Origin of the sequence: Streptomyces parvus (genome assembly GCF_014648875.1) — a bacterium.
Lineage (GTDB): Bacteria > Actinomycetota > Actinomycetes > Streptomycetales > Streptomycetaceae > Streptomyces > Streptomyces parvus.
In genome coordinates this window covers 62594-84305 of the sequence record NZ_BMRY01000008.1, presented here as the reverse complement: position 1 = coordinate 84305, position 21712 = coordinate 62594, and the positions used below count along the sequence as shown (strand labels likewise).

Below are 21712 nucleotides of genomic sequence, written 5' to 3'. Positions count from 1 at the left end.
TGGGTATCGCCCGACACGGGCATCGCGCACCGGCGGCTAGGATCGGCTCCCTGATGACTGCCACTCTCGTCGCCAAGGACCTCGCCGCCGGACACGGCGACCGCACGCTTTTCGCCGGGCTCGACCTCGTCGTCGCCCCCGGTGACGTGATCGGTCTCGTCGGAGTCAACGGGGCGGGCAAGTCCTCCCTGCTCCGTCTGCTCGCCGGGCTCGACCGCCCGGAGGAGGGCGAGCTGCGGCTCTCCCCGCCCACCGCAACTGTCGGTCACCTCCCGCAGGAGCCCGAGCGCCGCGACGGTGAGACCGTGGCCGCGTTCCTGGCCCGCCGCACCGGTGTCGCCGACGCCCAGCGCGTGATGGACGAGGCTACGGAGGCCCTGGTCGCGGGAGCCCCGGGCGCGGACGACGCGTACTCCGACGCCCTGGAGCGCTGGCTCGCCCTCGGCGGCGCGGACCTGGAGGAGCGGGCCGAGCAGGTCGCCGCCGAGCTGGGCCTGGCCGTGGGGCTCGACCGGCCCATGACCGCGCTCTCCGGCGGACAGGCGGCCCGCGCCGGACTCGCCTCGCTTCTCCTCTCCCGCTACGACGTCTTCCTGCTCGACGAGCCCACCAACGACCTCGACCTCGACGGCCTGGAGCGGCTGGAGCGTTTCGTGTCCGGCCTGCGCGCGGGCACCGTCGTCATCAGCCACGACCGCGAGTTCCTGATGCGTACGGTCACCAAGGTGCTGGAGCTGGACCTCGCCCAGCAGCAGATCAACCTGTACGGCGGTGGCTACGCGGCCTACCTGGAGGAGCGCGAGACCGCCCGCCGGCACGCCCGCGAGGACTACGAGGAGTACGCCGACAAGAAGGCCTCCCTCGAAGCGCGCGGCCACATGCAGCGTTCCTGGATGGACAAGGGAGTCAAGAACGCCCGTCGCAAGGCCACCGACGGCGACAAGCTCGGCCGCAACGCCCGCAGCGAGGCCAGCGAGAAGCAGGCCGCGAAGGCTCGCCAGACCCAGCGCATGATCGAACGCCTCGATGTCGTCGAGGAGCCCCGCAAGGAGTGGGAGCTGCGGATGGAGATCGCCTCCGCCCCGCGCTCCGGATCCGTCGTCGCCACCCTGCGCGAAGCCCGTCTCGCACGCGGCGACTTCACCTTCGGCCCCGCCTCGCTCCAGATCGACTGGGCGGACCGGGTCGCCATCACCGGAGCCAACGGAGCGGGCAAGTCCACCCTGCTGGCGGCTCTGTTGGAGCGGCTGCCGCTGGACTCCGGGAACGCCGCGCTCGGTTCGGGGGTCGTGGTCGGCGAGGTGGACCAGGCCCGCAAGCTGTTCCTCGGGGCGCAGTCGCTGCTGGACGCGTTCTGCGCGGCCGTGCCCGACATGGAGCCGGCCGACGTCCGCACCCTGCTCGCCAAGTTCGGCCTGCGCGCCGACCATGTGATGCGCCCGGCGACCAGTCTCTCCCCGGGCGAGCGCACCCGCGCGGCCCTCGCCCTGCTCCAGGGCCGGGGCGTGAACCTCCTGGTGCTCGACGAGCCGACGAACCATCTGGACCTGCCCGCCATCGAGCAGTTGGAGGCGGCCCTGGAGACGTACACGGGCACGCTGCTCCTGGTGACGCACGACCGCCGGATGCTGGAGGCGGTCCGCACCACGCGTCGCATCGAAGTGGCGGACGGTCAGATCAAGGAAGTCTGAGGACGGTTACGGGGGTTGAGCGCGTCGCGCACCCAACCCCCGTAACCCTGCGAGGGAGTGGGGAGGAAAGGCGGGCCGCACCTGGCGACCCACCCTCTCCCCGAGGAATACCGGCTCAGCGCCCCCGGCCGCCGCCACCCTGCTTCGGATCCGCCAGCCCGGCCCGCCGCAACGCGTCCGCCATGGCGCTGTTCGCCGGAGCCGGAGCGCCTTGGCCGCCCTGCCGCGACCCGCCACCGCGCCGGTCCCGGCCGCCGCCGCCCTGACGGCCCTGGCCGCCACCGGAGCCCTGGCCCTGGCGCTGCTTCGGCGGACGGCCGCCCCGCTCGCCACGGCCCTGCTGCCCGCCGCCGGAACCGCCGCCCGCGCCGGGCTCGTCGTCGAGGCGCAGCGTCAGCGAGATCCGCTTGCGCGGCACGTCGACGTCCATGACCTTGACCTTCACGATGTCCCCGGGCTTCACCACGTCGCGCGGGTCCTTCACGAACGTCTTCGACAACGCCGACACATGGACCAGACCGTCCTGGTGGACGCCGACGTCGACGAACGCGCCGAACGCGGCCACGTTCGTCACGACGCCCTCCAGCACCATGCCCGGCTCCAGGTCGCCGAGCTTCTCGACGCCCTCCTTGAAGGTCGCCGTGCGGAAAGCGGGCCGGGGGTCGCGCCCCGGCTTCTCCAGCTCCTTGAGAATGTCGGTCACGGTCGGCAGCCCGAACATGTCGTCCACGAAGTCCGCCGCGCGCAGCGCCCGCAGGGCGTCCGTGTTGCCGATCAGCGAGGCGACCTCACCGCCTGCGCTCTTCCCCATCCGCCGCACCACCGGGTAGGCCTCGGGGTGCACGCTGGAGCCGTCCAGCGGGTCGTCGCCGCCCCGGATCCGCAGGAAGCCCGCGCACTGCTCGTACGCCTTCGGGCCGAGCCGCGCCACGTCCTTCAGCGCCTTGCGGGAGCGGAACGGGCCGTTGGTGTCCCGGTGCGCCACGATGTTCTCCGCCAGCCCCGAGCTGATCCCCGAGACCCGGGAAAGCAGCGGTGCGGACGCGGTGTTGACGTCCACGCCGACGCCGTTCACACAGTCCTCGACGACCGCGTCCAGGGACCGCGAGAGCTTCACCTCGGACAGGTCGTGCTGGTACTGGCCGACGCCGATCGACTTCGGGTCGATCTTCACCAGTTCGGCCAGCGGATCCTGGAGCCGCCGGGCGATGGACACCGCGCCGCGCAACGACACGTCCATGTCGGGCAGTTCCTGCGAGGCGAAAGCGGAGGCGGAGTACACCGAGGCGCCCGCCTCCGAGACCATCACCTTGGTGAGCTTCAACTCCGGGTGCTTGTCGATCAGTTCACCGGCCAGCTTGTCCGTCTCGCGGGACGCCGTGCCGTTGCCGATCGCGATCAGGTCGACCGCGTGCTCCTTCGCGAGCTGCGCGAGCTTCGCCAGCGCCTGGTCCCACTTGTTGGCGGGCACGTGCGGGTGGATCACATCGGTGGCCACCACCTTGCCGGTCGCGTCGACGACCGCGACCTTCACCCCCGTACGGAAGCCGGGGTCCAGGCCCAGCGTGGCCCGCGTCCCGGCCGGGGCGGCGAGCAGCAGATCACGCAGGTTCGAGGCGAAGACCCGGACCGCCTCGTCCTCCGCCGCCGTACGCAGCCGGAGCCGCAGATCGATGCCCAGGTGCACCTGGATCCGGGTCCGCCAGGCCCAACGCACCGTGTCACCCAGCCACTTGTCGCCCGGCCGGCCCCGGTCGGCGATCTCGAAGCGGCGGGCGATCATGTTCTCGTACGCGGACGGGCCCGGCCGCTCGGCGGTCTCCGGCTCCTCCGGTTCCAGGACCAGATCGAGCACGTTCTCCTTCTCGCCGCGCAGCATCGCGAGCACCCGGTGCGAGGGCAGGGCGGTGAACGGCTCCGCGAAGTCGAAGTAGTCGGCGAACTTCGCGCCCGCCTCCTCCTGGCCGTTGCGCACCTTCGCCGCCAGCCGGCCGCGGGTCCACATGCGCTCACGCAGCTCGCCGGTCAGGTCGGCGTCCTCGGAGAACCGCTCGGTGAGGATCGCGCGTGCGCCCTCCAGGGCGGCAGCCGCGTCCGCCACACCCCTGTCGCCGTCCACGAACGCGGCGGCAGCGGCGAGCGGATCGACCGACGGGTCCCCGAGCAGGCCGTCCGCCAGCGGTTCGAGTCCCGCCTCCCGGGCGATCTGCGCCTTGGTGCGCCGCTTGGGCTTGAACGGCAGGTAGATGTCCTCCAGGCGCGCCTTGGTCTCGGCCGCCCGGATGCTCGCCTCCAACGCCGCGTCGAGCTTGCCCTGCTCGCGTACGGATTCGAGGATCGCCGTACGCCGCTCCTCCAGCTCCCGCAGATAGCGCAGCCGCTCCTCCAGCGTGCGCAGTTGCGCATCGTCGAGGGATTCGGTCGCCTCCTTGCGGTAGCGCGCGATGAACGGCACGGTCGATCCGCCGTCGAGCAGCTCGACCGCCGCCCTGACCTGTCGCTCACGTACGCCGAGCTCCTCGGCGATCCTGCCTTCGATGGACGTCGTCACGGTTTTCCCGACTCGCCTTCTCGTACTGGCTGTGCTGGCCGTGCTCGGGTCGCGATGAGCACGTTGTTGCTTGCCGGGGGCATCCCCCGGCCTGCATTGTGCCGCGTGGCCGGGGGCCGTGTCGCGTGACCTCGGGCAACACGCCCGGAAGCCCCCACGCCGTACGCGGGGGTCCGAGCCGTGCCGGGATCTTCCCGGGTCAGCCCCGGCCGGTCGCCGAGGCGGGGAACGCGCCCGCCGCCGCGGCCGTGAAGAGGAATCCGCGGGCGAGTTCCGTGAGCCGCTCCACGCCGTCCGCGCCCAGATGCTCGTACGGGGCGACGTCCATGCGGTCCGTCGCCTCCTCGACCTCGGCGCGCAGCGCGGTGCCGGCCTCGGTCAGCGCCAGTTCCTCGCCGGCCTCCAGCAGTCCGCGCTCCCGCAGCCGCTCGGACGCCGACTCCCAGTCGGTGCGGCGCCAGCCCCGGGAGGACAGGATCCAGCGGATCGCCATGCCCTTCCCGGTGGCCGTGTGGCTGACGAGCGACTCCAGCGGGTCGAGACCGGCCGCGAGCAGGGCGGCGAGATGGGCGTCGCCCCGGTGTTCACGGAGCAGCGTTGCGGCGTGCCAGAACGCCAGGTGCGGTTCCTCGGGCACCGGGAGATCCGCGTGCGCTGCGTACAGCGGGCGGGCGTGCGGGGTGCAGGCCTCGGTGGCGCGCAGCGCGAGCCGGGCCGCCTCCGCCATCTCCTCGGAGGCGATGATCTCCTCGCCGAGCAGCCGCCGCAGCGTCGAGTCCGCCGCCCGCAGCCGGGCATCGAGAACCACCTCGGGGGAGGCGGTCTCCCAGACGGCCGGCACATGGCGGGCCACCAGCACGGGGTTGAAGTTGTAGAAGGTGGCGCTGACGGTGCCCGCGCCCACCGTGCCGAACGCGGCGGCGCGGGTCGCGAAGTAGGCGGCGGAGGGGTCCTCGATGCCGATCTTCGCCATCTCCGCACCCAGGTCGGGGGAGAAGAAGAGGCAGGAGTGCAGCGGGTTGACGGCGTTGTGGCAGCGGCGCTCCGCGCGGGCCGGAAGAGTAGTCATACCAGCACGTTACCGACTGGTCGGTACGGAAGATACCCCGGGGGAGGGCCGGCTCCAGGAGAGGAGAGCGATGGCAGGAAAGGTGGGGTACTCGTCGTTGCGGCCATCGCTGCCCGCCGCTGAGGATGGCAGACGTGAAGCAGCGAACCGTCCTCGTCGTCCTCTTCGACGGCGTCCAGGGCCTCGACGTGACCGGCCCGATGGAGGTCTTCGCGGGCGCCTCCCGGTCGCCCGGCGTCTCCTACGACCTGCGGACCGCCTCGCTCGACGGCGGCCCGGTCCGGTCCACCAGCGGGCTGACCCTGGTGCCCGACAGCAGCCTGGCCGACGCGCCCGCCCCGCACACGCTGCTGGTGCCCGGCGGTCACGGCACCCGGGGCTCCCACCCCGAGCTGACCGGCTGGCTGCGGGAGCACGCGCCACGCGCGGAGCGGCTGGTCTCCGTGTGCACCGGGGCGCTGCTGCTGGCCGAGGCGGGCCTGCTGGACGGGCACCGGGTCACCACCCACTGGAACTACTGCGACCGGCTCGCCCGTGACTACCCGGCCGTCCGGGTCGACCCCGAGCCGATCTTCGTACGGGACGGGCGGCTGGCCACCTCGGCAGGCGTCACCGCGGGCATCGACCTGGCCCTCGCGCTCGTCGAGGAGGACCACGGGCGGGATCTCGCGCTGACCATCGCCCGGCACCTCGTGGTCTTCCTGCGCCGCCCCGGCAACCAGGCCCAGTTCAGCGCCCAGCTCAGCGCCCAGACCGCCCGGCGCGAACCGCTGCGCGAGGTCCAGCACTGGATCACCCAGCACCCCGACGCCGACCTCGGCGTCGACGCGCTCGCGGCCCGTGCCCGGCTCTCGCCCCGGCACTTCGCCCGCGCGTTCCGGGCGGAGACCGGCACGACCCCGGGGCGGTACGTCGAACGCGTCCGCCTGGAGCACGCCCGCCGGCTCCTGGAGGACACCGCCGACGGCGTCGAGCGGATCGCCCGCGCCAGCGGCTACGGCACCCCGGAAGCCATGCGCCGGGCCTTCGTGAAGACCCTCGCGACGGCACCGGCCGAATACCGCCGCCGCTTCCGCACCCCCGCGGCCGACACCTGAACCGCCACCGACCGACGGACCGCCACCGACCGAACGAACGAACCGAGAGGCAGCTCCCGTGCAGATCGCCATCCTGCTCTTCGACCGTTTCACCGCCCTGGACGCGGTGGGCCCCTACGAGATCCTCAGCCGCGCCCCCGGCGCCGAGACCGTCTTCGTCGCCGAACGGACCGGCCCCGTCCGCAACGACAGCGGGAGCCTCGCGCTCGTCGCGGAGAAGACGCTCGCCGAGGTGACCTCACCCGACCTGGTGATCGTGCCGGGCGGCCCCGGCCAGAGCGACCAGATGGAGAACGAGGCCCTGCTCGGCTGGCTGCGCACGGTCGACGCCACCACCACCTGGACCACCTCGGTCTGCACCGGATCGCTCCTGCTGGCGGCCGCCGGACTCCTGAAGGGGCGGCGGGCCACCTCCCACTGGCTGGCGCTGGAGCTGCTGGAGGGATTCGGCGCCGAGCCCACGGGGGAGCGCGTCGTCCTCGACGGCAAGTACGTGACCGCCGCCGGGGTCTCCTCCGGCATCGACATGGGGCTGACCCTGCTCGGCCGGATCGCGGGCGACCACGTGGCACGTTCGGTGCAGCTGCTCACGGAGTACGACCCGCAGCCGCCCTACGACTCCGGCTCGCCGCAGAAGGCCCCGGCCGCCCTGGTCGAGGAGTGGCGGTCCAGGAGCCGCCACATCACCCGGTAAGGGCCTCAGCGCGTCGGCGCGGTGGTGTAGGTGAACCGCGGCGCGCGCCGCTCCAGGAAGGCGGCGACGCCCTCCGCCGTGTCCGTGCTGCCCCGCGCCTCCGCGGCCCAGTGGGCGTCCCGGTCCGTCCGTCCCGCGGCGAACTCCTTCGCCGCGGCCTGGGTCAGCTGCGACCGGGACGCCAGCAGCCGTACGTACTCCTCGACCCGCTTGTCCAGGCCGCCGGGCGGAAGCACCTCGTCGACCAGGCCGGTGCGCAGCGCCCGTTCCGTGCCGATCAGCTCGCCGGAGAACAGCAGGTGCTTCGCCGTGCCCGGGCCGACGAGGGCGACCAGCCGCCGGGTCGAGGACGCCGAGTAGACGATGCCGAGGTTGGCCGGGGTGACCCCGAAGGAGGCCCCCTCCTCCGCGAACCGCAGGTCGCAGGCGGCCGCGAGCTGGCTGCCGCCGCCCACGCAGTAGCCGCGCACCGCCGCCAGCGTCGGCCGGGGGAACGCGGCGAGCGCCTCCTCGGCCTCCACCGTCACCCCGGAGGTCAGCCCCGGGGAGCCGTCCGCGCTCTCCCGCAGCGCCGAGATGTCGGCCCCGGCGCAGAAGGTGTCACCGGCTCCGGTCAGCACCAGCACCCGGACCGCCGGATCGGCCGCCAGCCGCTCCAGCAGCTCCGGCAGGCTCCGCCACATCGCGGTGGTCATCGCGTTGCGCTTGGCCGGGTTCGCGATCACGACGGTGGCGATGCCGCGTTCGACGGACGTGATCAGGCGAGGTTCCGTACGGTCCATGCGCCGGATGCTATCCCCACGGTTCGAACCTATGATCAGGAAGGGGTCGCGAGACGGGCACGCACCGTGAGGAGCTGTCGATGAACGGACCCACCACCGAGGGCAGGAAGCTCAGCCGCAGTTTCGGCTGGCTGGTGCTGCTCGGGACGCTGCTGGTGATCGCGGGCATCATCGGGCTCATCTACACCGGCGTGGCCACCCTCACCTCGATGCTGCTCTTCGGCTGGCTGCTGCTCGTCGGCGGTCTGGTGGGGCTGCTGCACGCGATCGAGTCGCGGGGCACCAGCTACTTCTGGCTGGGCGTGGTGGTCGCGGCCCTCAACATCGCCGCGGGTGTCGTCGTCATCAAGCACCCCGAGGGCACGGCCGAGGCGCTGACCATGTTCGCCGCCCTGCTCTTTCTGACCGGCGGGGTCTTCCGGCTCGTCGGCAGCGTCGTGGTGCGCGGCCCGCAGATGGGGTGGACGTTGCTCCAGGGAGCCTTCGGGCTGCTGCTGGGCCTGCTGGTGCTGTTCGACTGGCCGCACAGCAGCCTGTACGTGCTCGGCTGCTTCTTCTCGCTGGCCCTGCTGTTCGACGGGCTCGGCCTGATCGCCATCGGCATCGGCGGCCGACGTATCGTCAGCATGGTCTCGGAGCGGCTCGATGAATCGGTCCCGGCCGAGGACAAGGCGATCACGGCACCGGAAGACGAGCAGAAGTAGTCACTTGGGCGCCAGCGGCCTACAGGTTTGGTCGAATAGCGCCGATACCTGGCTACTTCCGATCAGTGGCACGGTCCGGACCAAGCCATTCCCAACACTCTTTACTCGACGGTCAGTGCAGTGCGAGTGAGAGCTGGTGCCGGACGATGGAGAGCCTCGGGAGTGCCCCTGCCGACCCCGTGTCGTACGAGGGGGTGTGGCGCTTCACCGCCCCCGCGGTGGAGGCGTCCGTGCCCAGCGCCCGGCACGCCGTACGCGATCTTCTCGGCCGGCAGGGCGTGCCGATCGAGGACGACATCCTCCAGGGGCTGCTGCTGATCGTCTCGGAACTTGTCACCAACGCCGTCAAACACGCGGCGCTCCTCTCGCCCGAGCTGGCCGTCGAGGTGGCCATCGCCGCCGACTGGGTCAGAGTCTCGGTCGAGGACAACCACCCCTACCGCCCCACCGCCCTGGAGACGGACTACGCCCAGACCGGCGGCCGGGGCCTGCTGCTGGTCAAGGTGGTCACCGCGGAGGCGGGCGGCACCTGCGACGTCGAGCACACCGCGAGCGGCGGGAAGATCATCTGGGCGGCGCTGCCGTTGAAGACGCAGCTCTGACCGCCCCGTACACCACTGTCCGGCCCGCCCCCGTGCGCGACCGGGCGACGGGTCACCAGCCGGCCGAGGGCCCCGTCAGCTCACGGATCGCCGGCCGCGCCGCGTCCAGCACCGTCATGAACCACGCCGAGAACGGCCCCTCGGCGTGCCGCTTCTCCAGTTCGGCCGCCGTCACGAAGGCGGTCTCGCCGACCTCCTCGGGGTCCGGCTTCAGCGCCTCCTGCGCCATTCCCACGAACAGGTGATTGAACTCCTGCTCCACCAGGCCCGACGCCGGGTCCGGGTGGTTGTAGCGCACGGTGCCCGCCTCGGCCAGCAGCGACGGCGAGATGCCCAGCTCCTCGTACGTACGCCGGGCGGCGGCCGCGAACGGCGACTCGTCGGGGTAAGGGTGCCCGCAGCACGTGTTCGACCAGACGCCGGGGGAGTGGTACTTGCCGAGCGCCCGGCGCTGGAGCAGCAGTCGCCCCTGCTCGTCGAAGAGGAACACGGAGAACGCGCGGTGCAGCTGCCCGGGGGCCTGATGGGCCGCCAGCTTCTCCGCGGTGCCGATGGTGGCGCCGTTCTCGTCGACCAGTTCGAGCATGATCGGTTCGGCGGTGCCGTTCGACGAGCTGTGCGTCGCGGTGGCTGGTGTGGTCGGCATACCCATCCTTCGCTTTGGTCCCCGGCCTCGTGCGCCGGACCCCTGGAGTCCGGTCAAGTCTGCCGTACAAAAGCCGCTTGTCCGTACCACGGGTCCGGGCATGTCCGGCCCCGTGGGTGCGCCACATCCGGCCACGTGACTCAGTGGCAGAGATGCGCCTCGTGCTCCGCGTGACCGCTCGGCTCCAGCTGGAAGGTGCAGTGCTCCACGTCGAAGTGGTCCCCGAGGCAGCCCTGCAGTTCGTGCAGCACCTTCTCGTGCCCTATCGAGTCGAGCATCTCCTGGCGCACCACCACATGGGCGGAGAGCACCGGCATCCCCGAGGTGATCGTCCAGGCGTGCAGGTCATGGACGTCCAGCACCCCGGGCAGCGCCGTGATGTGGGCCCGTACCTCCGCCATGTCGACCCCCTTGGGCGCGGCCTCCAGCAGTACGTTCAGGGTCTCCCGCAGCAGCTTCACCGTCCGGGGGACGATCATCAGGCCGATCACGAGCGAGGCGATCGGGTCGGCGGCCTGCCAGCCGGTCGCCATGATGATCCCCGCCGAGACGATCACGGCGATCGAGCCCAGGGTGTCGGCCATCACCTCCAGATAGGCGCCCCGCACATTCAGGCTCTCCTTCTGCCCGCGCATCAGCAGCGAGAGGGAGACGATGTTGGCCACCAGGCCGACCGCGGCGAACGCGATGGCGAGCCCTCCCTTCGTCTCGGCGGGGGTGATGAACCGCTCCACCGCCTCGAAGATCAGGTAGGCACCCACGCCGAGCAGCAGCAGACAGTTGGCGAGCGCGGCCAGGATCTCCGCGCGGGCGAAGCCGAAGGTGCGGTTCGGAGCGGCCGGGCGGTTGGCGAAGTGGATGGCGAGCAGCGCCATCCCGAGCCCCAGGGCGTCGGTGGCCATATGGGCGGCGTCCGCGATCAGCGCGAGCGAGTCGGAGAGCACCCCGCCGACGATCTCCATGACCATCACGCTCAGGGTGATCCCCAGGGCGATCCGGAGCCTTCCCCGGTACGCGGCGGCCGCCGTTCCCGTCGGGGGCGGCCCGCCGTGCGTGTGCCCGTGATCGTGGCCAGCCCCCATGCGAAACGCCTCCAGGTCCGTAGGACGTGCCGGGGCACAACCGCCCCGGTCAGGCCCAGTGAACTACGGGTGGGGGGTATGGGGCAACACGGGACTGAACACCGTTGTCATGTGCTCTGACCTGCGGAAACGCTTCGCAGGTCAGAGCGTTGACACGATCAAGGGAGCCACCTGGAACCGATCACGGGCGGGCCCCCGGGTGGTGCAGGCACCAGCCCTCCCAGGCCGACTCGACCATCTCGCGCACACTCCGCCGGGCCGTCCATCCCAGCTCCCCGGTGATCCGCGCGGCCGACGCCACCGCCTTCGGCGCGTCCCCTGCCCGGCGCGGCTCGACCACCGGCTTCAGATCGCTCCCCGTCACCTCGCCGATCACGTCCGCGAGCTCGCGTACCGAGACGCCCTCGCCCCGGCCGACGTTCAGCGTCAGATCGCCCGCGCCCGTCTCGTCCAGCCGCCGCGCGACCGCGAGGTGCGCCTCCGCCAGATCGGCGACGTGGATGTAGTCGCGGATGCAGGTGCCGTCCGGGGTCGGGTAGTCGTCGCCGAAGATCCGGGGGGCCTCGCCGTGCGTCAGCCGCTCGAACATCATCGGCACGATGTTGAAGACCCCGGTGTCCGCCAGCTCCGGCGCGGCCGCGCCCGCCACGTTGAAGTACCGCAGGCACGCGGTCGAGAGCCCGTGCGCCTTGCCGGTGGCCCGCACCAGCCACTCACCGGTGAGCTTCGTCTCGCCGTACGGGTTGATGGGGAGGCAGGGCGTCTCCTCCGTGATGAGGTCCACGTCCGGTACGCCGTACACGGCCGCCGAGGACGAGAAGAGGAAGCGCCGCACCCCCGCCGCGACCACGGCCTCCAGCAGGACGGCCAGCCCCCCGACGTTCTCCCGGTAGTACAGCAGCGGCTTCTCCACGGACTCGCCGACCTGCTTCTTCGCCGCGAGGTGCACCACACCGCTCACCGCGTGACCGGCCAGCACCCGGTCCAGCAGGGCCCGGTCGGAGGCGGGGCCCTCCACCAGCGTGACGGCGTCCGGCAGCCGCTCGGCGATGCCGCTGGAGCGGTCGTCGAGCACCACGACCCGCTCGCCCGCCGCGACCATGGCCCGCGCCACGTGTGCCCCGATGTAACCCGCCCCGCCTGTGATCAGCCATGTCATGCCCGCCAGCCTAAGGGCCCCGCTCGGGCGGCCCGCTCCGCGGGTTTGTGGGCCGGGCCCCCGATCGATGATGATGATCGCGAACGGCGCCCGGCTGCGCAGGTCCACCCGAACGGCGCACAAACGGGTGGTGAACTCGGTCTTCCGTTCATCCGATAGCCTCAGCCGACACACCGCCGGTCCGCCATGTGGCCGTGCCGCCGTGTGTCGTCCACGTCAGTGCCAAGGAGTGAGTTCGTCTGTCGACCGCCATCCTCACCGGTACGCCGGTACCCGGGTCGTCGCTCGCGGACGATCTGAGGTCCCTGGGCTTCGACGTGCAGACCGCCGCCGATGCCGGTGACGCCGCAGCCCTCCTGGCCGCCGTCCCGGCCGGCCGTCGGGTCGCCCTCGTCGATCCGCGTTTCGTCGGCCACGTCCACGCGCTGCGGCTCGGGCTGACCGACCCCCGCTTCGCCGCCGCCACCGTGCCCGGTGCGCTCACCGCCCAGCCCGAGGCGCGCGGCGCCCTGCTGCGCGCGCTCCGGCGCACCACGGCCGCCGTCGGCGCGGGCGCCCCCGTCGTCGCCCCGGACACCGACCCGGCGCCCGAGGACCGCACGGTCCCCGGCCGGATCGCCGTGGCGCTGGAGGCCGAGGGCACCGCCGTCAAGCGCCCCGAGCTCGGATCGCTCACCGCCACCGTCCCCACCGACGCCGGAGCGCGGGCGGCCGCCGAGAGCGCCCGCGACGAGGTCGACGACGAGGCGGTCCGGCTGCGCAGCGCGGTCAAGGCCCACGACGGCTTCTTCACCACCTTCGCCATCAGCCCGTACTCCCGCTACATCGCCCGCTGGTGCGCCCGCCGGGGCCTCACCCCGAACCAGGTCACCACCGCGTCGCTGATCACCGCGCTCGTCGCGGCGGGCGCGGCGGCCACCGGAACCCGCGGCGGCTACATCGCCGCCGGCATCCTGCTGCTGGTCTCCTTCGTGCTGGACTGCACCGACGGGCAGCTCGCCCGCTACTCGCTGCAGTACTCCACGATGGGCGCCTGGCTGGACGCCACCTTCGACCGGGCCAAGGAGTACGCGTATTACGCGGGGCTCGCCATCGGCGCCGTACGCGGCGGTGATGACGTCTGGGTCCTGGCGCTCGGCGCGATGGTCCTCCAGGCCTGCCGCCATGTCGTGGACTTCTCGTTCAACGAGGCCAACCACGACGCGGTCGCCAACACCAGCCCCACCGCCGCCCTCTCCGACAAGCTCGACAGCGTCGGCTGGACGGTCTGGGCACGCCGGATGATCGTGCTGCCGATCGGCGAGCGCTGGGCCATGATCGCGGTCCTGACCGCGCTCACCACCCCGCGCATCGTCTTCTACGCCCTGCTCATCGGCTGCTCCCTGGCCGCCTGCTACACCACCGCGGGCCGCCTGCTGCGCTCGCTGACCCGCCGGGCCAGCCGTACCGACCGCGCCGCGCAGGCCCTCGCGGACCTGGCCGACTCCGGTCCGCTGGCCCAGGGGGTCGCGGCGGTCGCCCCCGGCCTCCGGGGCGCGTTCACGGCTCCGGCCGTCGCCCTGCTCGGCACGCTGGTCATGATCGGCGGTGCGCTCCTCCTCCCGTACGGCAGCCCGCTCACCGTCGCCGCCGCCGCGGTGTACGTGGTCCTCTCCGGCCTCGCCGTCGCCCGCCCGCTCAAGGGGGCGCTCGACTGGCTGGTGCCGCCGTTCTTCCGGGCGGCGGAGTACGTCACGATCCTCGTGCTGGCGGCCCGCAGCGACGCCCCGCACGCCGTTCCGGCGGCCTTCGGGCTGATCTCGGCCGTCGCCTACCATCACTACGACACGGTGTACCGCATCCGCGGAGGCACCGGCGCGCCGCCCCGGTGGCTGGTGCGGACGATCGGTGGACACGAGGGCCGCACCACGTTGGTGGCCGTCCTCGCCGCCGTACTCACCCACGCCTCGGATTTCACCACGGCCCTGACCGCGCTCGCGGTCGCCGTGGCTCTGGTGGTGCTCGTGGAGTCCATCCGCTTCTGGGTGTCCTCCTCGGCGCCCGCCGTACACGACGAAGGAGAACTCGCATGATCGGCCTCGTACTGGCAGCCGGTGCAGGACGACGTCTGCGCCCCTACACGGACACGCTCCCCAAGGCGCTCGTCCCTGTCGACGGCGACAAGACGGTCCTCGACCTCACGCTGGCCAACTTCGCCGAGGTCGGCCTCACCGAGGTCGCGATCGTCGTCGGCTACCGCAAGGAGGCCGTCTACGCCCGCAAGGCCGAGCTGGAGGCCACCTACGGCCTCAGCCTCACGCTGATCGACAACGACAAGGCCGAGGAGTGGAACAACGCCTACTCCCTGTGGTGCGCCCGTGACGTCATCAAGCGCGGCGTGATCCTCGCCAACGGCGACACCGTGCACCCGGTCTCCGTCGAGAAGACCCTCCTGGACGCCCGCGGCAAGGGGCAGAAGATCATCCTCGCCCTGGACACCGAGAAGGTGCTCGCCGACGAGGAGATGAAGGTCATCACCGAGGAGGGCAAGGGCGTCCAGCGCATCACCAAGCTGATGGACCCGGCCACCGCGACCGGTGAGTACATCGGCGTCACCCTCATCGAGGCCGAGGCCGCCGAGGAACTGGCGGACGCGCTGAAGACCACCTTCGAGCGCGACCCCGACCTCTACTACGAGGACGGCTACCAGGAGCTCGTGAACCGCGGCTTCACCGTCGACGTGGCCCCCATCGGCACCGTGACCTGGGTCGAGATCGACAACCACGACGACCTCAAGAAGGGCCGGGAGATCGCGTGCCAGTACTGACCCGGCTCATTCCGTCCCCGGTCGTCGTCGACATCCGACGCGGCGCCATGGACGATCTGGCGGGTCTCCTGGCCGATCAGCGGATCTCCTCCTCGGGCAAACTCGCCATCGCGATCAGCGACGGCTCCGGGCGCGCCCTGAAGGAGAGGCTCGCCCCGGTCCTGCCCGGTGCCGACTGGTACCCGGTCTCCGACGGCACGATCGACTCCGCGGTGAAGCTCGCCGACGGCATCAAGGGCAACCGTTACGACGCCGTGGTGGGCCTCGGCGGCGGCAAGATCATCGACGTGGCGAAGTACGCCGCGGCGCGGGTCGGGCTGCCCATGGTCGCCGTCGCGACGAACCTCTCGCACGACGGCCTGTGCTCGCCGGTCGCCACGCTGGACAACGACAACGGGCGCGGCTCCTACGGGGTCCCCACCCCGATCGCCGTGGTCATCGACCTCGACGTGATCCGTGAGGCGCCCGCCCGCTACGTCCGCTCCGGCATCGGCGACGCGATCTCGAACATCTCCTGCGTCGCCGACTGGGAGCTGGCCCACGAGGTCAACGGCGAGGAGATCGACGGGCTGGCGGCCGCGATGGCCCGCCAGGCCGGCGAGGCCGTGCTGCGCCACCCGGGCGGCGTCGGCGACGACGCCTTCCTGAAGGTGCTGGCCGAGGGACTCGTGCTCACGGGCATCTCGATGTCGGTCGCGGGCGACTCGCGTCCGGCGTCCGGCGCCTGCCACGAGATCAACCACGCGTTCGACCTGCTCTACCCCCAGCGCGCGGCCAGCCACGGCGAACAGGTCGGCCTCGGCGCCTGCTTCGCCATGCATCTGCGCGGTGCCCGCCAGGAGTCCCTCCTGATGGCATCGATACTGCGCCGCCACGGTCTGCCGGTCCTGCCGGAGGAGATCGGGTTCAGCGTCGACGAGTTCGTCAAGGCCGTCGACTACGCACCGCAGACGCGCCCGGGACGCTTCACGGTCCTGGAGCACCTCAACCTGTCCACCGATCAGATCAGGGACGCGTACGCCGACTATGTCTCGACCATCAGTAGCTGAACTCCGTCCGGTCGTGCACCCCCCGGGGGTGAAGGACCGGCGCAGCGGCGAGCACTGGGCCGGGCGCATGTACATGCGCGAGGTCTCGCTGCGCGTGGACCGCTACCTGGTCAACACCCGCGTCACGCCGAACCAGGTCACGTACGTCATGACGCTGGCCGGAGCCCTGGCCGCCCCGGCGCTGCTGGTGCCGGGTATCTGGGGCGCCGTGCTCGGCGTGGTGATGGTCCAGCTCTACCTGCTCTTCGACTGCGTGGACGGCGAGCTGGCCCGCTGGAAGAAGCAGTACTCGCTCAGCGGGGTCTACCTGGACCGGGTCGCCGCCTATCTGTGCGACGCGGCGGTCCTGGTGGGCCTCGGCCTGAGGGCCGCCGACATCTGGGGCGAGGGCCGGATCGACTGGCTCTGGGCGTTCCTCGGGACGCTCGCCGCGCTCGGCGCGATCCTGATCAAGGCCGAGACGGACCTGGTGGGCGTGGCCCGTCACCAGGGCGGGCTGCCGCCGGTGAAGGAAGCGGCGTCCGAGCCGCGCTCCTCCGGGATGGCGCTGGCCCGCAAGGCGGCCGCCGCGCTCAAGTTCCACCGGCTGATCCTCGGCATCGAGGCGTCCCTGGTGATCCTCGTGGTGGCCGTCGTGGACGCGGTCGCGGGCGGCCTCTTCTACACCCGCCTGACCGTGGCGGTCATGGCCGGCATCGCGCTGCTGCAGACCCTGCTGCACCTGGTGTCCGTCCTGGCGTCCAGCAGGCTGAAGTGACCCTGCCCATGAAACTGGGCGCGGTGATCATCACCATGGGCAACCGCCCGGACGAGCTCCGCGCCCTCCTCGATTCGGTCACCGCCCAGCACGGTGACCGGATCGAGGTCGTGGTCGTCGGCAACGGCGCCCCGGTCCCCGAGGTGCCCGCCGGGGTGCGCACGGTCGAGCTGCCCGAGAACCTGGGCATCCCCGGCGGCCGCAACGTCGGCATCGAGGCGTTCGGCCCCTGCGGTGCGGACGTGGACGCGCTGCTCTTCCTGGACGACGACGGGATGCTCCCGAACCGGGACACCGCCGAGCTGTGCCGGCAGGCCTTCGAGGCGGACCCGAAGCTCGGGATCGTCACCTTCCGCATCGCCGACCCGGAGACCGGCGTCACCCAGCGGCGTCACGTGCCCCGGCTGCGGGCCGCCGACCCGATGCGCTCCTCGCGCGTCACGACGTTCCTCGGCGGCGCCAACGCCGTACGCACCAAGGTCATCGCCGAGGTCGGCCCGCTGCCCGAGGACTTCTTCTACGCCCACGAGGAGACGGACCTCGCCTGGCGGGCGCTGGACGCGGGCTGGATGATCGACTACCGCGCCGACATGGTGCTGAACCACCCCACCACCGCCCCGTCCCGGCACGCGGTCTACCACCGCATGGTCGCCCGCAACCGGGTCTGGCTCGCCCGCCGGAACCTGCCCGCCCCGCTGGTGCCGCTCTACACCGGGGTCTGGCTGCTGCTGACCCTGGTCAGGCGCCCGTCACCGCCCGCGCTGAAGGCATGGTTCGGCGGATTCCGGGAAGGCTGGACGGCTCCTTGCGGAATCCGGCGCCCGATGAAGTGGCGTACGGTGTGGCGGCTGACGAGGCTGGGCCGACCTCCGGTCATCTGAGACGCTTACCTCTGAGAGCATGAGGCGTATTTTCTTTCCGGAACCTGTCCGCCTGAGCCGCGCCCGCGACTGGCTGCGCGTGAAGACGAGAGTTTCAACTTGTGAGTGAGACGACCCACGACGGTGGGGTAGCCCTCGGGACCCCGCCGTCCGCCGACGAGGGCCTCGACGCGGCCCAGCTGGCCGCCAAGTACGGCCTGACCGTGAGCGGCGCCCGGCCTGGGCTGTTCGCGTACATGCGACAGCTCTGGGGCCGGCGCCACTTCATCCTGGCCTTCTCCCGGGCGAAGCTGACCGCCCAGTACAGCCAGGCCAAACTGGGCCAGCTGTGGCAAGTGGTCACGCCCCTGCTGAACGCCTGTGTCTATTACCTGATCTTCGGCCTGATCCTGGGGACCAGGGAGGGGATCCCCCACGACGTCTTCGTGCCGTTCCTGGTCACCGGCGTCTTCGTCTTCACCTTCACCCAGAGCTCGGTGATGGCGGGGGTCCGGTCGATCTCCGGCAACCTCGGCCTGGTCCGGGCCCTCCACTTCCCCCGGGCCTCGCTCCCCATCTCCTTCTCGCTCCAGCAGCTCCAGCAGCTGCTCTTCTCGATGATCGTGATGGTCGCGGTCACCGTCATCTTCGGCAGCTACCCCTCGCTGTCGTGGCTCCTGGTGATTCCCGCCCTGCTGCTCCAGTTCGTCTTCAACACCGGCCTGGCCCTCGTCATGGCGCGGCTCGGCTCCAAGACCCCCGACCTCGCGCAGCTGATGCCGTTCGTGATGCGCACCTGGATGTACGCCTCGGGCGTCATGTTCTCCATCCCGGTGATGCTGAAGGACAAGCCGGCCTGGATCGCTGACGTGCTCCAGTACAACCCGGCGGCGATCTACATGGACCTGGTCCGCTTCGCCATGATCGACGGGTACGGCTCCGAGAACCTGCCGGACCACGTCTGGGCCGCCGGCCTGGGCTGGGCGTTGCTGCTGGGCGTCGTGGGATTCGTGTACTTCTGGAAGGCGGAGGAGCGGTACGGCCGTGGCTGACGACAACGCGCAGGGGCGCATCCCCACGGTGATCGCCGACGACGTGCACATCGTGTACCGGGTCAACGGCGCGGGCGGCGGCCGGGGCAGCGCCACCGCCGCGCTGAGCCGCATGCTGCGGCGGGGCAAGGGCGAGCCGCGCGGCGTCCGGAAGGTGCACGCCGTACGCGGTGTCTCCTTCACCGCCTACCGCGGCGAGGCCATCGGCCTCATCGGCACCAACGGCTCCGGCAAGTCGACACTGCTGCGGGCCATCGCCGGACTGCTGCCGACCGAATCCGGCCATGTGTACACCGACGGCCAGCCCTCGCTGCTCGGCGTGAACGCGGCGCTGATGAGCGACCTGACCGGCGAGCGCAACGTGGTGCTGGGCGGTCTGGCCATGGGGATGACCCAGGCCGAGATCCGCTCCCGCTACCAGGAGATCGTCGACTTCTCCGGCATCAACGAGAAGGGCGACTTCATCACCCTGCCGATGCGCACGTACTCCTCCGGCATGGCGGCGCGCCTGCGGTTCTCGATCGCCGCCGCCAAGAACCACGACGTCCTCATGATCGACGAGGCGCTCGCCACCGGTGACCGAAAGTTCCGCATCCGCTCCGAGGAGCGGATCCGCGAACTGCGCAAGGAGGCGGGCACCGTCTTCCTGGTCAGCCACAACAACAAGTCGATCAGGGACACCTGCGACCGCGCCCTGTGGCTGGAGAAGGGCGAGCTGCTGATGGACGGCCCCACCGAGGAAGTCCTCAAGGCGTACGAGCGCGAGACGGGCAAGTAGCCCGAGCCCATCCCGTGGCCCCCGCCGGACCGGTCCGGCGGGGGCCGTGCGGTGCCCTTTGCCGGGCAGGCCCTGCGCAGTAGGGGGCCGGGGCCGATCTCCTCCCGGCGGATGACGTCAAGTCAGCCGTGCCCGGGGAAGGTTGACAGGTACGGCCGGGAAGCGGTGGCGGGCGCTCCACCCCGCCGATCCCCTGTGAGCTGTACAACGTAAGCTGGAGCGGTGCTGATTCATGGCCAGTAGGGCGATACGCCGCTCCACCGACGCTCTGCCGCAGTGCACTCGGAAGACTGAGCGGCGTGTCCGAAAAGGGTTGTTTTGGGTCAGCAGTGTAGAACGGGAGATGTGACGGCAATGGCGGAAGATCTCCAGCTCCGACGTGGTTTTGCCGTTCCCGCGCCGGGTGGTCCGCAGTGACCCCGACCCCCGCAGCGCACATCGGCGACGCCACCCTCGGCAAGGCCGCGGACGAGAACTTCCCCGTGGCTCCCTTCTTCCTGCCCCGCGCCTGGCGCGGGGACCTGATGGCGGTCTACGGATTCGCCCGGCTCGTCGACGACATCGGCGACGGCGATCTCGCTCCCGGCGGCGCGGACGCCCGCCACCTCGGCCTGGAGCCGGAGCAGAGCGACGACCGCCTCGCCATGCTCGACGCCCTGGAGAGGGACCTCCGCCGGGTCTTCGCCACCACCGGCGAGGAGCCGCACCACCCCCTGCTGCGCAACCTGCGCCCCACCGCGAGGCGCCGCGCGCTCACCCCCGAACCCTTCCTCGGCCTGATCGAGGCGAACCGCCAGGACCAGAAGGTCCGCCGCTACGGCACCTACGCCGAGCTCGCCGCCTACTGCGAACTCTCCGCGAACCCCGTCGGCCGCCTGGTCCTCGCCCTCACCGGCACCACCAGCCCCGAGCGCGTCCGCCGCTCCGACGCGGTCTGCACCGCACTCCAGATCGTCGAACACCTCCAGGACGTCGCCGAAGACCTGGAACGCGACCGGATCTATCTGCCCGCCGAGGACATGGAACGCTTCCGGGTCACCGAATCCGACCTGGCCGCGCCCTCCGCCGGAGCCTCCGTCCGCGCCCTGATCGCGTACGAGGCCCAGCGCGCGAGCGACCTGCTGGACGAGGGCCCCGCGCTGGTGGGCAGCGTCGACGGCAGGCTGAAACTGCTCCTCGCCGGATTCGTCGGGGGCGGCCGCAGCGCGCTCACGGCGATCTCGGCCGCCGGGTTCGACGTCCTGCCCGGACCGCCCAAGGCCACCAAGCCCAGCCTGCTGCGTGAAGTGGGAACCGTCTTGCGAAGAGCGCGTGGAGAGAGGTGAGCCGGACCGTGGAGGGACAGACGACGTACATGTCGCCGCCGGTGCAGGCCGCATACAGTTACTGCGAAGCCGTCACCGGACAGCAGGCCCGTAACTTCGCCTACGGCATCCGGCTGCTGCCGAACGAGAAGCGGCAGGCCATGTCGGCGCTGTACGCCTTCTCCCGTCGGGTCGACGACATCGGCGACGGGGAGCTGGACGCGGGGACCAAGCGGACCCGGCTGGAGAGCACCCGCGAACTGCTCGACCGGGTCCGGCACGGCAAGGTCGAGGAGGACGACACCGACCCGGTGGCCGTCGCGCTCGCCGACGCCGCCCGCCGCTTCGCGCTCCCGCTCGGCGGCCTCGACGAGCTGATCGACGGTGTCCTGATGGACGTCCGCGGTGCGACCTACGAGACCTGGGACGACCTGAAGACCTACTGCCGGTGCGTCGCCGGAGCCATCGGACGCCTCAGCCTCGGCGTCTTCGGCACCGCGCCGGGCGCCCGCGGGGCCGAGCGGGCCGCGGAGTACGCCGACACCCTCGGCCTCGCCCTCCAGCTCACCAACATCCTCCGCGACGTCCGCGAGGACGCGGGCAACGGGCGCACCTACCTGCCCGCCGACGACCTGGCCAAATTCGGCTGCTCGGCCGGGTTCCACCGCACCACCCCGCCGCCCGGGTCCGACTTCGCCGGCCTCATCCACTTCGAGGTCCGCCGCGCCCGCGCCCTGTTCGCCGAGGGCTACCGACTGCTCCCGATGCTCGACCGCCGCAGCGGCGCCTGCGTCGCCGCGATGGCCGGGATCTACCGCCGCCTCCTCGACCGGATCGAGCGAGACCCCGAAGCCGTCCTGCGCGGCCGGGTCTCCCTGCCCGGCCACGAGAAGGCCTACGTCGCGGTGCGCGGCCTGTCCGGTCTCGACGCCCGCCACATCTCGCGGCTCACCGCCAGGGGGCGAGCCTGATGCGGCTGCGCGGCTCCCGTCCCCGGGCAACCCTCCGGTGGCCCGACGCGTCACTGAC

Annotated in this window: 20 protein-coding genes; 14 read left to right on the top strand and 6 right to left on the bottom strand. The window is 71.6% G+C overall.

Features of this window, described 5'->3' with window-relative positions; translation table 11 throughout:
* Positions 1-53 precede the first annotated feature (53 nt).
* A complete protein-coding gene (locus tag IE140_RS24015) occupies positions 54-1691 on the top strand; it encodes an ABC-F family ATP-binding cassette domain-containing protein (protein ID WP_150195495.1) in 1638 nt (545 codons plus the stop codon).
* A gap of 115 nt (positions 1692-1806) precedes the next feature.
* Here the strand turns inward: IE140_RS24015 and IE140_RS24010 are convergent, their stop codons facing one another.
* Positions 1807-4242 carry a Tex family protein gene (locus IE140_RS24010; RefSeq protein ID WP_150195493.1) on the bottom strand — a complete coding sequence of 812 codons (2436 nt, stop codon included), beginning with the start codon at positions 4240-4242 and terminating at the stop codon, positions 1807-1809.
* Positions 4243-4441: 199 nt separating this feature from the next.
* Positions 4442-5311 (bottom strand): SCO6745 family protein, encoded by an 870-nt coding sequence (locus IE140_RS24005; RefSeq protein ID WP_150195491.1) that lies wholly within the window; start codon positions 5309-5311, stop codon positions 4442-4444.
* A gap of 134 nt (positions 5312-5445) precedes the next feature.
* Between IE140_RS24005 and IE140_RS24000 the strand changes: the two genes are divergently transcribed.
* On the top strand, positions 5446-6408 hold the full coding sequence (locus IE140_RS24000) for a GlxA family transcriptional regulator (protein WP_425281898.1): 963 nt from the start codon (positions 5446-5448) through the stop codon (positions 6406-6408).
* Positions 6409-6466: 58 nt separating this feature from the next.
* Positions 6467-7102, top strand: coding sequence for a DJ-1/PfpI family protein (locus IE140_RS23995; RefSeq protein ID WP_032762667.1), 636 nt, complete (start codon positions 6467-6469; stop codon positions 7100-7102).
* Between the two features lie 5 nt (positions 7103-7107).
* On the opposite strand, the gene IE140_RS23990 is transcribed toward IE140_RS23995, so the two are convergent.
* Positions 7108-7884, bottom strand: a complete 777-nt coding sequence (locus tag IE140_RS23990; RefSeq protein WP_093437522.1) for an enoyl-CoA hydratase/isomerase family protein — start codon at positions 7882-7884, stop codon at positions 7108-7110.
* A gap of 80 nt (positions 7885-7964) precedes the next feature.
* Between IE140_RS23990 and IE140_RS23985 the strand changes: the two genes are divergently transcribed.
* The gene (locus tag IE140_RS23985) at positions 7965-8588 is read left to right on the top strand and encodes an HdeD family acid-resistance protein (protein ID WP_093437519.1); all 624 of its coding nucleotides are present in this window, start codon (positions 7965-7967) and stop codon (positions 8586-8588) included.
* A gap of 146 nt (positions 8589-8734) precedes the next feature.
* Positions 8735-9190, top strand: coding sequence for an ATP-binding protein (locus IE140_RS23980; RefSeq protein WP_023609104.1), 456 nt, complete (start codon positions 8735-8737; stop codon positions 9188-9190).
* Between the two features lie 52 nt (positions 9191-9242).
* On the opposite strand, the gene idi is transcribed toward IE140_RS23980, so the two are convergent.
* The 3 genes from idi to galE all read right to left on the bottom strand — a co-directional run bounded on the left by idi (position 9243) and on the right by galE (position 12077).
* Positions 9243-9836, bottom strand: coding sequence for an isopentenyl-diphosphate Delta-isomerase (gene idi, locus IE140_RS23975; RefSeq protein ID WP_088573708.1), 594 nt, complete (start codon positions 9834-9836; stop codon positions 9243-9245).
* A gap of 140 nt (positions 9837-9976) precedes the next feature.
* A complete protein-coding gene (locus IE140_RS23970; protein WP_032762659.1) occupies positions 9977-10918 on the bottom strand; it encodes a cation diffusion facilitator family transporter in 942 nt (313 codons plus the stop codon).
* Between the two features lie 181 nt (positions 10919-11099).
* Positions 11100-12077, bottom strand: coding sequence for a UDP-glucose 4-epimerase GalE (galE, locus tag IE140_RS23965; protein ID WP_150195487.1), 978 nt, complete (start codon positions 12075-12077; stop codon positions 11100-11102).
* Positions 12078-12394: 317 nt separating this feature from the next.
* Here galE and IE140_RS23960 point away from each other — a divergent pair, with 317 nt between their 5' ends.
* The 9 genes from IE140_RS23960 to hpnD all read left to right on the top strand — a co-directional run bounded on the left by IE140_RS23960 (position 12395) and on the right by hpnD (position 21654).
* Entirely contained in the window at positions 12395-14149 is a 1755-nt protein-coding gene (locus tag IE140_RS23960) for a DUF5941 domain-containing protein (RefSeq protein ID WP_150195485.1), read from the top strand.
* On the top strand, positions 14146-14883 hold the full coding sequence (locus tag IE140_RS23955; RefSeq protein WP_030711519.1) for a phosphocholine cytidylyltransferase family protein: 738 nt from the start codon (positions 14146-14148) through the stop codon (positions 14881-14883). The genes IE140_RS23960 and IE140_RS23955 overlap by 4 nt, the downstream gene beginning before the upstream one ends.
* Positions 14871-15932, top strand: coding sequence for an iron-containing alcohol dehydrogenase family protein (locus IE140_RS23950; RefSeq protein ID WP_010072789.1), 1062 nt, complete (start codon positions 14871-14873; stop codon positions 15930-15932). The genes IE140_RS23955 and IE140_RS23950 overlap by 13 nt, the downstream gene beginning before the upstream one ends.
* Positions 15910-16689, top strand: coding sequence for a CDP-alcohol phosphatidyltransferase family protein (locus IE140_RS23945; protein ID WP_093437507.1), 780 nt, complete (start codon positions 15910-15912; stop codon positions 16687-16689). The genes IE140_RS23950 and IE140_RS23945 overlap by 23 nt, the downstream gene beginning before the upstream one ends.
* A gap of 8 nt (positions 16690-16697) precedes the next feature.
* Positions 16698-17570, top strand: coding sequence for a glycosyltransferase family 2 protein (locus IE140_RS23940; RefSeq protein WP_189460718.1), 873 nt, complete (start codon positions 16698-16700; stop codon positions 17568-17570).
* Positions 17571-17671: 101 nt separating this feature from the next.
* A complete protein-coding gene (locus IE140_RS23935; RefSeq protein WP_093437502.1) occupies positions 17672-18601 on the top strand; it encodes an ABC transporter permease in 930 nt (309 codons plus the stop codon).
* A complete protein-coding gene (locus tag IE140_RS23930; protein ID WP_006128931.1) occupies positions 18594-19379 on the top strand; it encodes an ABC transporter ATP-binding protein in 786 nt (261 codons plus the stop codon). Before IE140_RS23935 ends, IE140_RS23930 begins: the two co-directional genes overlap by 8 nt.
* Before the next feature lie 413 nt (positions 19380-19792).
* Positions 19793-20704 (top strand): squalene synthase HpnC, encoded by a 912-nt coding sequence (hpnC, locus tag IE140_RS23925; protein WP_100561063.1) that lies wholly within the window; start codon positions 19793-19795, stop codon positions 20702-20704.
* Between the two features lie 29 nt (positions 20705-20733).
* Positions 20734-21654: a presqualene diphosphate synthase HpnD gene (gene hpnD / locus IE140_RS23920; protein ID WP_189460716.1), complete on the top strand. Its 921-nt coding sequence runs from the start codon at positions 20734-20736 to the stop codon at positions 21652-21654.
* Positions 21655-21712: the final 58 nt, after the last annotated feature.